This is a genomic window from Corallococcus macrosporus DSM 14697, from assembly GCF_002305895.1.
In the GTDB taxonomy this organism is placed as follows: Bacteria; Myxococcota; Myxococcia; order Myxococcales; family Myxococcaceae; genus Myxococcus; species Myxococcus macrosporus.
The window spans coordinates 8,453,716-8,468,219 of the sequence record NZ_CP022203.1 but is presented as its reverse complement, the minus strand read 5'-3'; the positions used below and the strand labels follow the sequence as shown (position 1 = coordinate 8,468,219).

Below are 14,504 nucleotides of genomic sequence, written 5' to 3'. Positions count from 1 at the left end.
GCTCACGCAAGCCCCTGACCTGATTGGACAGCGCGCGCGCCGCGGGGCACGCTCCGCTCGCGCGCGGCGACGCGCCTTGGCGGGAGGCGGGCTTCCATGAGCGTTGGTCCCGGGGTGAGCCCGGCTGCACAGGTGTATGTCCCCCTGCACACGGCGCCCCGCGTCGAGCGCTGGGGCTGGGTCTGGCCTCGCTGGAACGACCCGCGGCTGCCCTTCGCCTTCCTGCTGACGCTCTACGGCGTGCTCGGCTTCACCTTCTTCGGCTTCAACCGCAGCCCCTGGCAGATGGCCACCATCGTGGTGACGGGCAGCGCGCTGGACATGGCGCTCGGGTGGACGCTGAAGCGGCAGAAGGTGGTGCCCCTCAGCGCATACATCTCCTGCTGCTCGCTGGCGCTGCTGCTCAACTATTCGCATTCGAGCTGGCTGCTCCTCTTCCCGGTGTGGATCGCCATCGGCTCGAAGTACGTGCTCACCTTCCAGGGCCGCCACGTCTTCAACCCGTCCATGTTCGGCGTGGCCCTGTCGCTGCTCTTCACGCGGGAGCTCATCACCGCCGCGCCCGCGTACCAGTGGGCCAACGGGGAGGTGGCGCTCTCCGCCTTCATCCTCATGGCGGCGCTGGTGCTGTTCTTCTTCCGGGTGGGGCGCGGGTGGCTGGTGGTCAGCTTCCTCGGCTTCTACGCGCTGCAGACGGCGCTGCGCGCCTACGTGCTCCGGCACCACCTGCCGCCCGAGGTCCTCTTCCTCGGCACGCTCGGCGCGCCGTCGTTCTTCATCTTCGTCTTCTACATGCTCACCGACCCGGCCACGTCTCCGGGCACGCGGCGCGGGCAGATACTGCTGGCGCTGGCGGTGACGCTGGTGGACCTGGTGCTGCACTTCAAGGAGAGCGTCTACACGTTCTTCTATGCGGCCCTCACGTGCGCCGCCGCGCGGTTCCTCTTCCTCCACGCCCGCGCCGCGTGGCGGCGCGGGGGGCGCGAGTCATTGCGCACGCTGGTGTCCTCCGGCTGGCTGAAGCGCGCCGCGGTGGTGGGGGGACTCGGGGCCCTCATGCTGGGGGGCTACACCCTGGCCGCCACGCCGGGCGCCAGGGCCACGCCGCTAGACTTCCGCATGGAGCGCGTGGACGCGCGCGCCGCAGGGCTGGGCTCCACCATGGGCCATACGCTGGAGGAGCTGGACCCCCGGCTCGGGCACGTCGCGAAGTGGCTGGTGGCGGTGGGGGATGCCGTCGCCGTTGGGGACTTCGACGGCGATGGCCGGCCAGACCTGTTCCTCACGCACCCCCTGGGCCGTCCCGAGGACCACGCGGTCCTCTACCGCAACCTCGGCGAGCTTCGCTTCGAACGGGTGCCCGTGCCCGCGCTGGAGCGCTTCGCCACGCGGTACAAGGAAGAGGGCCTGCCGGGCGGCGGCACCTTCGTGGACTGGGACGGTGACGGCGACCTGGACCTCGCGGTGGCGGTGGCCTTCGGGCCCGTCCGCCTGCTGCGCAACACGCTGCGCGAGACGGGCACGGCGGGCTTCGAGGACGTGACGGAGGCCGCGGGCGTGACGGACCACGCGGTGAGCCTGGGCCTCACCTTCCTGGACTATGACCGGGACGGGCACCTGGACCTCTTCGTCCTCAACGTGATGACCACGCACCTGCCGGACTACACGCCGCCGGTGCCGCTCAACCTCTTCCGGCTGCCCCAGCCCGAGCACCCCGACGACCGCCGCATGTTCCGCTTCATGCACGACGGCTGGCACAACGCGGCCAACGGCGGGCTCAACGCGCTCTATCGCGGCAGGGGAGACGGCACCTTCGAGAAGGTGGACCTCGCCGCCATGGGCATGCCGCAGACGCACTGGTCGCTGGCGGTGAGCACGGTGGACTTCAACCGCGACGGCTGGACGGACCTGTACGTGGCCAACGACTTCGGGCCGGACGACGTCTACCTCAACGAGGGCGGCACGCACTTCCGCCGCGTGGCGGGCCGGCTCTTCGGCGAGATTGGAAAGGACACGTACAAGGGGATGAATGCCTCCGTGGCGGACTTCGACCGCAACGGCTGGCTGGACCTGTATGTCTCCAACGTCCACCACTCGCTCCAGGCGGAGGGCAGCCTGCTGTGGATGGTGGGCCCCGGGGAGGACGCCTTCACGCCGGCGTTCCGGGACGAGGCCACCTTCCGCGGCGCGCTCAACGAGCGGCGCTTCGGCTGGGGCGCGGCGGCGGGAGACCTGGACAACGACGGCTGGCCGGACCTGGTGCAGGCCAATGGCATGGTGGATGACCGCCTGGACGCGGCGCGGTGGCGCATCCCCGACGGCCAGCGCAAGGACTACTGGTATGTGAATCACAAGCTGATGCAGTCCGGCCCGGAGGTGCACACGTACGCGGACAAGTGGGGCGACATCCGGGGACGCACCATCTACCCGAACGAGGCGCGCCGCGCGTACCTCAACCTGGGCGACGCGAAGCCCGGGCACTTCGTGGACCTGGCGCGGGAGCTCGGGTTGGATGACCCGGACAACTCGCGGGGCGTGCTCCTGTCGGACCTGGATGGGGACGGCGACCTGGACGCGCTCATCACCAACCAGCACGGGCCGGTGTCGCTGTATCGCAACACGCTGCGCTCGGAGGGACGTGGGGGCGCGCACTTCGTGGGCCTCACGTTGGTGGGCCACGGTGGGCGGACGCACCGGAGCGCGGTGGGCACCCGGGTGGTCGTCTCCTACGAGGAGGCGGGGCGGCGCGTGGAGCAGGTGCAGGAGGTCGGGTTGATGGGCGGCTTCTCCGCGTCGGCGGATGCGCGGCTGCACTTCGGGCTGGGCCGGTATGCGGGGCCCGTGACGGCGCGGGTGCACTGGTATGGCGGGGAGGTGCAGGAGGTGTCGCTGGAGGCGGACCGCACGCACGCGCTGCGGCAGCCTCCCGGCCCGGAGACGCCGCGAGGGCAGGCACGGCCATGATGTCGCCACTCAGGGGCTCGACGGTGCGGCGGGAAGCGCTCACGGAGGCGCAGCGCGGGCAGATGCTGGCGCTGATGCAGCGCTGCTATTCGGGCGTGTCGCCGGAGCGCTTCGCGGAGGACCTGGAGGCCAAGCAGTACGTCATCCTCCTCCACACGCGGCGAGGCGGGGAGCTGGTGGGCTTCAGCACCCTGCGCGTCGCCGAGGAGCTCGCCGCCGGGCAACAGGTGCAGGTGGTCTATTCAGGGGACACGGTCATCCACCCTGATTGGTGGGGCCACAAGGTGTTGCAGGTGTGCTTCGGGCGCTTCGTGCTGTCGCGCAAGCTCCGCCATCCCCTGCGGCCGTTGCACTGGCTGCTCTTGAGCGCCGGCTTCAAGACGTACCTGCTGGCGGTGAACTACTTCCCCAGGACGATGCCTCGTCGGGACTGGACGCCGCCTCCCGGACGCGCCGAGTTCCTGCACGCGCTGGCCGCCCGCTGGTTCGGCGCGCAGTACGACGTGGCGCGAGGCACGCTCCGCTTCCAGGGCGCGCACTACCGCGTGCGTGACGGCGTCGCGCCCATCGACCGCGCGGCGGCCACGCACCCGGACATCGCCTTCTTCGCCGAGCGCAACCCGCGTCACGGAGAGGGCGAGGAGTTGGTGTGTCTGGTGGAGATTCGCTGGGGGGACCTCTTCCTGGCGCTGGGCCGGAGCGTGGCCGGACAGCTTCGCGGCTGGGCCCGGCGCGGGCTGCGGCACGCGGGCGTCCGCGCGGGGACGTGAGGCCGGCGTGATGGCTCCCTCCCTGCCACTGAGCGGCCTGCGGGCCGTGCTCGCGCCCTCCGCGCTGCGCTTCCACCGCGCCTTGCGCCAGCCCGAGGCCGCGCAGGCGGCGTGCCTGGCGCGGGTGCTCCAGTCCGTCGCGGGCAGTCTCCAGGCGGAGCGCATCCCTGGCTTCCGCCGCGTCCGGAGCGCGCGAGACTTCCAGGACGCGGTGCAGTGGGTGACACCGGACGCGCTGACGCCCGACGTGGAGCGCATCGCGGCAGGGCAGGCCCGCGTGCTCACGCGTGAGCCGGTGCTGCGCTTCGAGCTCTCCGGCGGCTCGTCCGGGGCCAGCAAGCGGGTGCCCATGACGCGAGGCCTGCTGTCCGAGTTCCAGCGCGCCCTGGCCCCCATGCTCTTCGAACTGCTCCACCGCCGTCCCGCGCTGCGCGAGGGCGCCAGTTACTGGTCCATCTCCCCCCTGGCGCGGAAGCAGGCGCGCACGGCGGGCGGCATCCCCGTGGGCAGCGCGGAGGACAGCGCCTACTTCTCGCGTCTCTTGCGCCCGTTGTTGTCGCGCATCTTCGCCGTGCCCGGTGAGGTGGGCGCGCTGCCGGACGTGGAGTCGTGCCGCTACGTGACGCTCTGGCACCTCGTCGCCCGCGAGGACCTGACGCTCCTCAGCGTGTGGAACCCGAGCTTCCTCACCTTGCTCATGGCCGCGCTGGAGCGGCACGGTGAGCGGCTGGCGGACGACCTGGCTCAAGGGCGCTGCCGGCCTCCGGAGACGGGCTCCACGGACGCGGTCGCTGCCCAGCGGACGGTGCTGGCCCGGATGCGCTTCTCTCCGCATCCCGAGCGCGCCTCGCTGCTGCGAGCCGTCCTCCACGGCGATTGGAGCGCCCGGGCGCTGTGGCCCCGGTTGTCGCTCCTGAGCATGTGGACGGACGCCCAGGCGGCCCAGGCGCTGCCCGCCGCGTGCCGCCGCTTCCCCGGCGTGGAGGTCCAGGGCAAGGGCCTGCTGGCGACGGAAGGCGTCGTCACCGTGCCCCTCTTCGATGCGCCCGCGCCCGTGCTCGCGGTGCGCAGCCACTTCTATGAGTTCATCGACAGCGAGGCGCCCGATGCGCGGCCACGCCTGGCGCATGAGCTGGAGCAGGGCCGCACGTACCTGGTGCTGCTGTCCACCTCGGGCGGCCTGCTGCGCTACCGCCTGGGCGACCTGGTCCGCGTGGAGGGCTTCCAGCACGCCACCCCCTGCCTGCGCTTCGTGGGCCGCGCGGACGCCGTCTCTGACCTCGTGGGGGAGAAGCTCGCCGCCACGCGCGTGAGCGCGGTGCTCAACGCCGTCCTCCCGGACCTCTTCGGCGGCACGCGCCCTGGCTTCTCCATGCTGGCGCCCGAGTGGAGCCCCGCGCCTTCCTACGTCCTGTTCCTGGAGACGGACGCCTCCGAGGCGCGGCTCGCGGAAGCGGCGGACGCGGTGGAGCGCGCCCTCCGTGAGGGACATCACTACGGCTACGCGCGGGCCCTGGGGCAGCTCGGCCCGGTGCGTGCCGTGCGCGTGGAGGAGGGGGCTCGCCGCTACGAGGCCCGCTGCATCGCGCTGGGGCAGCGCGCGGGCGACATCAAGCCCGCGGACCTGCACCGCCTGACGGGCTGGTCGGACCATTTCTCCGGAGTCACCCCATGAGACCGCCCCCGCGCCTGCATTCGCGCGACACCTCGCCTGTCCCCAACGTGGACCTGGAGGCTGAAGCCGACCTCGCGCGGTGCGGCGCGCTGAAGGACTTCTGGTACGTCGCGTGTCTCTCCACCGAGCTGAAGCCAGGCCAGCCGCTGGCGCGGACCCTCTTCGGCACGGGGGTGGTCCTCTTCCGTGACGCGCACGGGCGGCCCGCCGCGCTCAGGGACCGGTGCCTGCACCGCAACGCGCGCCTGTCCCGGGGCGCGGTCTTCGGTGGGCGCATCGGCTGCCCGTATCACGGCTGGGTCTACGACGCGTCGGGCGCCGTGGTGGAGGTCCCGTCATTGGGGCCCTCGCAGCGGAGCGAGCTGCTCGACGCGGAGGGCTGCGCGCGCGAGGGGCTGGCGGCCGAGCCCTGCGCGCTGGGCCGGCTGACGCGCTTCCCCACCGTGGAGCAGGACGGCCTCGTCTTCGTCTACCTGGGGGGCGCCGCGCCCGCGCGGGCCGCGCCGTTCCGCGTGCCGTACTGGGGCCAGGCGGGCTGGAACGTCTACTTCATGGTGACGCGCTTCCCGAACGGGGTGACGAACCTCGTCGAGAACTTCATGGACGTCCCGCACACGCTCTTCGTGCACCCCGGCTGGTTCCGCAGGCCCGCCAGCAAGCGGGTGCCCGCCACGGTGCGGCGCACGGCGGGCAGCGTGCTGGTGACGTACAAGCAGGCGCAGGACACCGTCACGGGCCTGGGCCGGCTCTTCAATCCGCGCGGCCTGCCGCTGCTCCACACGGACAGGTTCTACGTCCCCAACGTCACGCGCGTGGACTACCTGTGGGGCGAGCACGGCTTCGTCATCAACTCGCAGTGTACGCCGCTGGGGCCCACGGACAGCCTCGTCTACACGGCCATCAGCTACCGGCTGCCGGTGGACGTCCCCGGGGCCCTGGTGGGGCGCGCGCTGAGGCCGTTGGTGCGGTGGTACACGCGGCAGGTCATCGCGCAGGACGTGGTCATCATGGACATCCAGCGCGAGGCCTTGCTGGACGGCCCGGGCGGCGGCGTCTACTCCGGCACGGAGGCGGACCTGCACCACGCCGACATCGAGGCGTATCGCCGCTGGCTGCGCGAGGGAGGTCAGGGCTCGGGGCCAGAGGACGCCGAGCGCGACATGGCCTTCTGGATTTGAGGCCGCGCGCCGCGCTACTGCGGGCGGTAGGGTAGCTCGACGATGAAGGCCGCCCCGTGGCCTGGCTCGCTCTCCACGCGGAGGATGCCGCCGTGGGCCACCACGACCTGCCGGGCCGCGTAGAGCCCCAGGCCCAGGCCGCCAAAGGCGCTGGACGGAACGGCGCGCTCGAAGCGGTGGAAGATGCGCTCCTGGTGCTCGGCGGCAATGCCGATGCCGTGGTCCCGCACCGTGATGCGCGCGTGGTCCGGCGCGCCCTCCACCCGCACCTCGACGGGGCGGCCCCTGCCGTACTTGAAGGCGTTGACCAGGAGGTTGCCCACCACCTGCTGAATCCGCAGCGGGTCCCACACGCCCTCGACAGGGAGGTCCGCCCTCAACTGGATGGGACAGTCCGCCTCGGCCGCCGACGTCATGGCGCGAGCGACCGTGTCCCGGACGAGCCGCGACAGGTCGTGCGCCTCCAACATCAAGGGCACCTGGCCATCCCCCAGGCGGGAGACGTCGAGCAAGCCGTCGATGTGCGTGGCGAGCCGCTCCGTTTGGCGGATGGCCTTGTCCAGCCGCTCCAGCAGCCGTTCACCGCCATCCTTCCGCGCCGCCGCGGAGGGGAGTGACTGGAGCTGGAGCTGGAGCGCGGTCAGGGGCGTCTTGAGCTCGTGGCTGGCGAGGGCCAGGAACTCGTCCCGCTGATGGAGGGCGTCGCGCAGGTCCCGCTCGGCCTGTTGCCGCTGTTGGACCTCCGCCTCCAGCGCCTGGGCGCGCTGCTGGAGGAGGCTGACCTCGCGCAGCTTTTCTTCCGGGGCCGTGAGCCGGGTGTAGCGCTCGGTGGGGATGACGTGCGCGTGCGCCTTGCAGACGTCCATGAAGGGGCGCGCGCGCTCCGCCTGGCCGAAGTGGCCGATGGCGTAGGTGCACAGGAGGGACAGGGGATACAGCACGCTCAGGTCATTCCACAGCGACTCCAGCTCCACCGCGACGTCCGGCATCCCGTCCAGGCAGAGGACGTCCACCATCTCTCCGTAGGCGCGCACCTTGGTCCCCGGGCGCGCGGCCGCCAGGGTGTGCTCGATGACGGCGCCGACGATTTGACGGAAGCGCTCCCAGTCCGGGCGTCCGCCCACCATGAAGCGCGCCAGCGTCTCTCGGGCATCGAGCAGGGTGAGCTGACCGCGGCTGATGGCCGCCGCGGTGTCCACGCCCGCCGTCATCAGCCGCGCGACGAGCTGCTCCCGGTGGCTCGCCTGGGCAATGATGATGAGCGGGTCGCCTCGTTCGAGCCCACCCGTGATGAAGGCCTCGACGATGTCGATGACGAACGCCTCATCCTCGTAGAACTGGACCGTGTGGTCCTGCGCCAGGGAATGACCGACAGGAGGCTCGGTGGCGGGCTGCCGGTGGGTGCTCCCGGGAGTCGCGGCGTCGGGTGGAGGCATCGTCCTCACCATGTGCGTGGGCGCCTCATTATTCTGTCGGGCCCTTTCGACGCGGAACGACCCCCGGGGGCAGTGCGGCGCACGGAAGCCATCACTGGCGGGCCGGCGCGCTTGACTCATCGCGCGGCTCGGATGCGCTGAGCGAAGGATCCGTCGCAGTGGGCGCCCCCTCCGCGGTGTCGCCCCAACGGGGCCCTCTCGCCGGGGGGGGGCGGAGCCGGTCCCGGAGCTCGCTGTTTGGGAATGTCGGGGGTTTTGCGCCGCGAAATCTCCCGACATTTCCGAACAGCGAGCTCCTCAAGTGCGCCCCGGCCCGCCTCATGGCGCCCGTGATTCACTGACGTCGATGCGCGCTCGGCACGTGTGCGCGGCCAGCGCCTCTCGGATGACTCGCTGGCCAGGCTCAATGAAGCGGCGGCACCTTCACTCAACAGCCTCCGCCTGTTCGCTTCATCCGCACGCCGCTATCAGGTTCGACGCTGAGCGGCGAGCGCGGAAGGGAGGCCTTCCGCGTCGCTGTCGCGCGCCAGCTCAGCCCCGCCGCCCGCGCATGGGGTGGTCGCGGTTCCAACGCTCGCGCTCCTGGCGCTCGCGTTCGATGCGAGCCTGCCGTTCCCGCTCCTGACGCTCGCGTTCGAGGCGGGCCTGCCGTTCCCGCTCCAAGCGCTCCTGACGCTCGCGTTCGAGGCGGGCGATGCGCTCCCGCTCCAGGCGCTCGCGTTCGAGGCGAGCCTGCCGTTCCCGCTCCTGGCGCTCGCGTTCGATGCGAGCCTGTCGTTCCCGCTCCTGGCGCTCGCGTTCGATGCGGGCCTGCCGCTCCCGCTCCAGGCGCTCCTGACGCTCGCGTTCGATGCGAGCCTGGCGCTCCCGCTCCTGCCGTTCCCGCTCCAGCCGGGCCTGGTGCTCGCGCGCCAGCCGCTCGTGCTCCGCGCGCTGACGGGAGGAATCCACGCTGCCGCCCGGTGCCCATGCCGCGACGCCGCCGGGCGCCTGGATTCCGGAGGCGCCATGCACGCTCTGCGCGAGGACCGGGCTTCCGACGGACATCGCGATGACCACGAGCACCCGCATCATCTTCCCACGCATGACTGCCTCCCGTTGCTGGCCGCTGGGGCCCTGCTTCGTCGTCTTGCTCCTTCTGACGGGAGGCTCCGGGAGTCATTCAACCCCCCTTCATTACGGCCCCGGGATGCGCGCCGCGTCCCGGCGCGTCGCTCACGGAGCGCGTGGGTGCCGCCGTACGGCGTGCGCGCCCCGCGTGTGGTGAGACGTCAGCGAGACTGGAGCCGGCGGGCGCCCTGCTCTTTTCGTGGCGGAGTCACCGCGCTAGCGTCCGCGTCCCATGGCGGACACACGGCAGCGCAGCGCACCTCCAAGCTTCTCCCAGGACGAGGCCGCGGAAATCATCCGGGAGGCCACGACCCGCGCGCTGGCCGGCAAGGACGTGGACCGCGCGCTCACGCGTGAGGACCTGCTCGCCATGGCCCGGGAGATGGGCGTGAGCGAGTCCGCCGTGGAGAGCGTGATTGCCGCGCGCGCGGGGCGCGACAAGGCGAAGCGCCGCATGCGCAGGGCCTACCTGGGCCTCGTGTCACACGCGACGAGCTACACCATCGTCATCGGCGGTCTCACCCTCATCGACCTGGCCTCGGGGCCGGCCTGGTGGGTGCAGTACCCCGCCATCGGCTGGGGCATGGGACTGGCGTTCCATGCCATGGGGACGTTGAGCGCGGCCCTCCGGCAGGCGGAGAAGCAGCGGTAGCGGGCCGCGCGCGTCAGCCGATGCGCCGCAGGCCCGGCAGGTCCTCGGGCCGCAGCGCCCAGCGGGGGACCGGCGGCAGTGACGCCAGCGTGCCGGTCTGCGTCGCGGGGAAGCCCTCCACGTGCGCGCCGTCCGCGAAGGCGCTGCCCTGCTTCACCAGGCTGCCCGCGCCCACGAAGCTGCCGCGCCCCAACCGCGTCCCGTCACAGAGGATGGCGCCCGGCTCCACCACGGTGTTCGCGCCCACGTGGCTGCCATGCACCGTACAGCCCGGGCCGATGATGACGCCGTCCTCCAGCGTCAGCGCGTGGTCCGACAACCGGTGCAGCACGGTGTTGGCCAGCACCTGCACGCCCGCGCCGATGCGCACCGGGCCATTCCCGTCTCCCAGAATCTTGACCCCGGGGCCAATGACGCAGCCCGGGCCGATGATGACGTCCCCCGTCACCTCGGCCGAGGAGAAGAGGGTGGCGGTGGGGTGCACCAGTGGGTGCTTGTCGCGAAACGTATAGAGCTGTCCCATGGGAGCGTCCTCTGCGCGATCTCTCGCGGAGAAAGCGGTGAGTGGCTGGCCCGGCAGGTCGAGGCTTCCGCCGCGCCGCTTCCGGAGCCGTTCCACGTCATCCGCGGTGGTTCGGCGGAGAATGCGGCCGGGGCGGCCCACGACGACGGAGTCGTCTGGCACCACGGTGCCCGCGGGGATGAGCGTTCCTTCCCCCAGCAGGCAGCGCGTGCCGATGCGCGCGCCCGGCATGAGGATGGAGCCGCCCCCCACGTCGCAGAGCGCGCCGACCTCCGCGCCCAGCACCAGGCTGCGGTGGTCGAGGAAGGTCCTCTCTCCCACCGTGACGGGATGCTGTGGCAGTCCGATGATGACCCCGTTCTCCATCACGGCCGAGCCGGCGCCCAACCGCACGGCGCCGTCATGCGAGCGCACCACCGCGCCTTGCGCGATGTTCGCTCCCGGACCCAGGTGGAGAGTTCCCAGCACCCGCGCGCTGCTGGAGAGGCTGAAGTGCGCGGCCCCCCCGACAGGCACCGCAGGCGCACTTTCGTGCGGCAGGCTGATGACCATTGACGCGGCACCCTACACCCACGCGCCGCGTCGCCCGACGGCCCGGCGGCGCAGGTGGGTTGTCCAGCGTCCGACGCTCTCGGGTGCTCGCCTTGCGCATCCTGAGCGCCAGCTTCCTGTTCTATGCTCTCGGCATGGAATGGAAGCACCGGGTGGTTTGAATGGGAGGGTGGAGCGTCATGGGCCAGGCACGGCGTTCCACCCGGGCCGCGAGGCCGCTCCCGCTGGCCCTGTTCCTCTTCCTGGGCGTGTCCTCGTGCGGCACCGTGGAGATTCCCGGGGACGCGGTGGCCTGCGCGGGACTGCAGTGCACCGCGGGGACCTGCTTCTCCAACGCGGGGCAGCCCATGTGCCGTTGTGGGCCGTGGGAGCGGGCCGCGGACGTGGCGTGCGCGGTCGCCGCCTTCAAGCAGCCGGATGACCATGGCGGCTCGCCCGACCGCGCGACGGTGCTGACGCTCCCCATGTCGCCTCGCGAGGGCCGCATCGACGAGGGCCAGCGCGAGGACATGCGCGACACGGACTTGTTCGCCGTCGCCGTGGAGACAGGAGGCATGTACCGCTTCTCCTGCACGCGGCTGACCCTGGTGGATTGCCGGGTGCGTTTGCTGGACGTGGGGGGCGCTGCGCACGACATGCCTGGCACCGTGGAGGGGGCGGCGGTGTCGTGGTTCCCCACGCTCTCCGCGGGCACCTGGTACTTCGAGGTCTCCAGCGCGCGCTCACACGGGCGCTACACGTACGAGCTGGTGGCGCTGGGCGTGGACGACCACGGGGCGACGTCGGAGGACGCCACCGTCCTGGAGGCTGGCGCCAGCGCCTCGTTTCCCGTGCGGCTCTCCTCGCCCTTCGACGCGGACATGTTCGCCTTCCGCTCGCGGGTGGGGCATGGCTACCGCTTCATCTGCGAGCAGACGGAGCCCAACCCCTTCCTCCGGCTGACGCTGCAATCCTCGACGGGCCAGTTGATGGATGAATCACTGGGCGCGTCCGGGGAGCCGCTCACGGTGAGCCTGCGGGCGACGTCCGAGCGGGACTGGCTCGTGACGCTGGCGGCGGATTACGGCGACTTCCCGGTGGACGTCGCCTGCCGCTTCGAGGACCTGGGGCCCGATGAGCACGGCGACACGCTGGGGACCGCCACGCCCATGACGCCCGGTGTCCCCGTGGCCGTCACCCTCCAGTCGCGCGAGGACGTGGATGTCTTCGCCTTCACCGGCGCGGCCGGGCACGTCTACGCCGTGCGGACGGAGGGGGCCGGGCGGTGGTCGGCCCAGGTGGTGGACGCGAACGGGGAGAACGTGGCCCGGACGGACACGGACCTGCTGAGGGCCCGGGTGGAGGCCACCGGGACGTATTACCTCCTCCTGGAAGGCGGGGTGCCCTGGGCGCACTCCTTCGTGCTGACGTTGGTGGACGCCGGGGTGGATGACCATGGGGACTCGCCGCAGACGGCGACGCTCATCACTCCGGGGACGCCTGTCACGGGCATCTTCGAGACACCGCAGGACACGGACGCCGTGGTCTTCCCGGCCGAGGCGCGCGGCATCTACCTCGCGTCCTACGCGCCCTTCGCGGACCTGTCCTTCAACCCGCGCGGCGCGGTGGGCATGCTGGAGCTGGGCAGCGGCCGTCACCTCTTCAGCGCCTGGAACCCGGCGCCCGTCACCATGATGTTCCAGCCCTTGAATGGCGCGGACGCGTTCTCCCTGCTGCTGGAGCAATTGGCCATCGATGACTTCGGCGACCACAGTGGAACGGCCGTCACCTTGACGTTGCCGGCCTCGGTGTCGGGCGTGGTGCAGACGGCCATTGACGCGGATGTGTTCACCGTCGCGTTGGAGGCGGGCCGGGCGTACCGGCTGGAGCTGGAGACCGGCGCGCTCCAGGTGTCGCTGCTGGCGCCCGGCGGCGCGCTGTCGCACCTGCGGAGCGGACGGTTCGTCGCGGACCGCTCCGGGGTTCATGTGCTGACCCTCGCCGGTGCTTCCGGCCTGGCGCAGGTGCCCTGGCGCTTCACGCTCCAGGCGGAGTGAGGGCGTCAGGGCAGGCAGATTTCGAAGCCCGTCCGTCCGGCGGGGAAGGTGTCCCGAGGGCGTGAGGCGGGCGTCACGGCGTAGAGGTGGAAGTCGAGCCGCCGCTGGAAGAAGCCCTTCAGCGCGGGCGCCAGCGGGTCCGCCTCGTCCTGGTACAGCGTGAAGAAGTGGAAGCCCTGGCCGTGGAAGTCCGCGTACACCTGCTCCACGAGCGCGCGGAGGATGGCCGGGTCCTCGCCGCGCACGCTGGTGTTGCAGAGGTAGAAGTAGCGGAAGTCGCTGCCCGGCGCGGGCAGGCGCGGCGCGCGCATGGCGGTGGCCAGCGTGTTCCACCCCCACCGCACCCAGCGCATGCCGCCGCGGTAGGCGTGCACGCGGTAGCGCTTCACGGCCTCGGGGTTCCACGCCGTGGTGCAGCCCACCAGCGCGCCTGTCGCGTCGAAGGCCAGGTAGGTGTCCTCGATGCGCAGCCCGGGCCAGTGGGCGAACCGGTGCGCCAGCTCGCCCGTGTCGAAGCGGTAGCCGAAGGGGCGGGCACGGTGGTCGGCGTTCAGCAGGGCCGACATGGCCGGCAGGTCCGCGGGCGTGGCGCGCCGCACGTCGAACGCGCCTCGCTGGGGACGGCGGTGGCGCAGGAACTGGAGGGACACGGCGGAGAAGCGGCGGAGCAGGGCGTAGTGCGGCTGGCTCACGCGCCCGGGCTTGCGGCGCACGAGCGACTGGAGCGCGGCGGCGTTGGAGGCCATGACCGCCGTGAGGAAGGTGTCCACGCCCAGGCGCTGGGCACGGTCCTCGAGCAGGGGCCCATAGAAGCGCGCGGGGCCGCGAGCCCGGCGCGCGGAGAAGCGGGTGCGGAGGTCGCCCAGGTAGCCCACGCGGCACGGGCGGCCCTCCAGCCAGCCCTCGCGCACGTGGAGGGTGCCCATGCCGTCCAGTGCGCCGGCCGCACCGTGGACCCAGACCTCCGTGTCGCCGCGCTGCATGGCGTAGAGGCCGAAGTAGTCGGGCGAGCGCTGTGATGAGAGGACCAGGTCGCCCTGCATGGGCACCGCGCCGAACAGGTCGAGCAGCTCGGCGTTGTCGTCACGGGTGGCGCGTCGGAGGTCGCTCATGCGGCGGGGACGGAGCCTACCCTGGCCGCCGTGGCTTCGCCGGGGCATCGGGCCGCGTCCGGGAGGCGCGGCTTCAACCCGCTGGAGCGCCTGGTCACCGCGCTGACGTTTCAAAGGGGGGCGCCGGAACCTCATGTCTCTGTGTGTCAGGACGACTGATGCTGCATCGCAGGCGCACGCCGCGTGTGGGTGGGCTGACGCGTGTCTGAGCCTGGAGTTAGGCTGGAGGTTCCCTGAAAGGAGTCACGCGATGACGAAGAACGGAATTGCGATGTTGGCGGCGCTGGGCGTGGGACTGGCCGCGGGTTTCGGAATGGCGTTCATGCCGTCCACCGCCGAGGCCAATGCGCCGGAGCTCAAGCAGGCCGTCTGTCGGACGAACTCGGACTGTGACTACACCTGTGGTGGTGAGGGCTTCGGGCACTGCATCCGGGGGCTCTACTGCGCGTGCATGTAATGGCAAGCAGGGTCTGAAGACATCGCCAGGAGGCCGCTG

11 protein-coding genes are annotated in these 14,504 nt (G+C 71.7%); 7 read left to right on the top strand and 4 right to left on the bottom strand.

Going from position 1 to position 14,504, the window contains the following annotated elements; all coding sequences use genetic code 11:
* Nucleotides 1-96: 96 nt before the first annotated feature.
* From MYMAC_RS34440 to MYMAC_RS34425, 4 genes are read left to right on the top strand one after another with little or no spacing between them, the layout of a single operon-like run.
* Nucleotides 97-2,964: an FG-GAP-like repeat-containing protein gene (locus MYMAC_RS34440; protein ID WP_095961147.1), complete on the top strand. Its 2,868-nt coding sequence runs from the start codon at nt 97-99 to the stop codon at nt 2,962-2,964.
* Nucleotides 2,961-3,734 carry a hypothetical protein gene (locus tag MYMAC_RS34435; protein WP_095961146.1) on the top strand — a complete coding sequence of 258 codons (774 nt, stop codon included), beginning with the start codon at nt 2,961-2,963 and terminating at the stop codon, nt 3,732-3,734. Before MYMAC_RS34440 ends, MYMAC_RS34435 begins: the two co-directional genes overlap by 4 nt.
* 10 nt (nt 3,735-3,744) lie before the next feature.
* The gene (locus tag MYMAC_RS34430) at nt 3,745-5,409 is read left to right on the top strand and encodes a GH3 auxin-responsive promoter family protein (protein WP_204817896.1); all 1,665 of its coding nucleotides are present in this window, start codon (nt 3,745-3,747) and stop codon (nt 5,407-5,409) included.
* On the top strand, nt 5,406-6,587 hold the full coding sequence (locus tag MYMAC_RS34425) for an aromatic ring-hydroxylating oxygenase subunit alpha (protein ID WP_095961144.1): 1,182 nt from the start codon (nt 5,406-5,408) through the stop codon (nt 6,585-6,587). The genes MYMAC_RS34430 and MYMAC_RS34425 overlap by 4 nt, the downstream gene beginning before the upstream one ends.
* Before the next feature lie 14 nt (nt 6,588-6,601).
* On the opposite strand, the gene MYMAC_RS34420 is transcribed toward MYMAC_RS34425, so the two are convergent.
* Nucleotides 6,602-8,023, bottom strand: a complete 1,422-nt coding sequence (locus MYMAC_RS34420) for an ATP-binding protein (protein ID WP_204817216.1) — start codon at nt 8,021-8,023, stop codon at nt 6,602-6,604.
* Between the two features lie 531 nt (nt 8,024-8,554).
* Nucleotides 8,555-9,109, bottom strand: a complete 555-nt coding sequence (locus MYMAC_RS34415) for a hypothetical protein (RefSeq protein ID WP_204817199.1) — start codon at nt 9,107-9,109, stop codon at nt 8,555-8,557.
* A gap of 256 nt (nt 9,110-9,365) precedes the next feature.
* Between MYMAC_RS34415 and MYMAC_RS34410 the strand changes: the two genes are divergently transcribed.
* On the top strand, nt 9,366-9,785 hold the full coding sequence (locus MYMAC_RS34410) for a 2TM domain-containing protein (RefSeq protein WP_013937230.1): 420 nt from the start codon (nt 9,366-9,368) through the stop codon (nt 9,783-9,785).
* A gap of 13 nt (nt 9,786-9,798) precedes the next feature.
* Here MYMAC_RS34410 and MYMAC_RS34405 read toward each other — a convergent pair whose 3' ends face one another.
* A complete protein-coding gene (locus tag MYMAC_RS34405) occupies nt 9,799-10,776 on the bottom strand; it encodes a gamma carbonic anhydrase family protein (RefSeq protein WP_238539966.1) in 978 nt (325 codons plus the stop codon).
* A 263-nt stretch (nt 10,777-11,039) separates the two neighbouring features.
* Here MYMAC_RS34405 and MYMAC_RS34400 point away from each other — a divergent pair, with 263 nt between their 5' ends.
* Nucleotides 11,040-12,896 (top strand): hypothetical protein, encoded by a 1,857-nt coding sequence (locus MYMAC_RS34400; RefSeq protein WP_239989196.1) that lies wholly within the window; start codon nt 11,040-11,042, stop codon nt 12,894-12,896.
* A gap of 5 nt (nt 12,897-12,901) precedes the next feature.
* On the opposite strand, the gene MYMAC_RS34395 is transcribed toward MYMAC_RS34400, so the two are convergent.
* Nucleotides 12,902-14,008, bottom strand: coding sequence for a hypothetical protein (locus MYMAC_RS34395; protein ID WP_095961141.1), 1,107 nt, complete (start codon nt 14,006-14,008; stop codon nt 12,902-12,904).
* 250 nt (nt 14,009-14,258) lie between these two features.
* Here MYMAC_RS34395 and MYMAC_RS34390 point away from each other — a divergent pair, with 250 nt between their 5' ends.
* Nucleotides 14,259-14,465 carry a hypothetical protein gene (locus MYMAC_RS34390; RefSeq protein WP_095961140.1) on the top strand — a complete coding sequence of 69 codons (207 nt, stop codon included), beginning with the start codon at nt 14,259-14,261 and terminating at the stop codon, nt 14,463-14,465.
* Nucleotides 14,466-14,504 lie beyond the last annotated feature (39 nt).

What these genes read in the sequence shown, in the direction of transcription:
- MYMAC_RS34400 (WP_239989196.1), top strand. Translation starts at nt 11,040, where the DNA reads ATGGGCCAGGCACGGCGTTCCACCCGGGCCGCGAGGCCGCTCCCGCTG.
- MYMAC_RS34420 (WP_204817216.1), bottom strand. Translation starts at nt 8,023, where the DNA reads ATGCCTCCACCCGACGCCGCGACTCCCGGGAGCACCCACCGGCAGCCC.
- MYMAC_RS34440 (WP_095961147.1), top strand. Translation starts at nt 97, where the DNA reads ATGAGCGTTGGTCCCGGGGTGAGCCCGGCTGCACAGGTGTATGTCCCC.
- MYMAC_RS34430 (WP_204817896.1), top strand. Translation starts at nt 3,745, where the DNA reads ATGGCTCCCTCCCTGCCACTGAGCGGCCTGCGGGCCGTGCTCGCGCCC.
- MYMAC_RS34435 (WP_095961146.1), top strand. Translation starts at nt 2,961, where the DNA reads ATGATGTCGCCACTCAGGGGCTCGACGGTGCGGCGGGAAGCGCTCACG.
- MYMAC_RS34410 (WP_013937230.1), top strand. Translation starts at nt 9,366, where the DNA reads ATGGCGGACACACGGCAGCGCAGCGCACCTCCAAGCTTCTCCCAGGAC.
- MYMAC_RS34425 (WP_095961144.1), top strand. Translation starts at nt 5,406, where the DNA reads ATGAGACCGCCCCCGCGCCTGCATTCGCGCGACACCTCGCCTGTCCCC.
- MYMAC_RS34395 (WP_095961141.1), bottom strand. Translation starts at nt 14,008, where the DNA reads ATGAGCGACCTCCGACGCGCCACCCGTGACGACAACGCCGAGCTGCTC.
- MYMAC_RS34415 (WP_204817199.1), bottom strand. Translation starts at nt 9,109, where the DNA reads ATGCGTGGGAAGATGATGCGGGTGCTCGTGGTCATCGCGATGTCCGTC.
- MYMAC_RS34390 (WP_095961140.1), top strand. Translation starts at nt 14,259, where the DNA reads ATGACGAAGAACGGAATTGCGATGTTGGCGGCGCTGGGCGTGGGACTG.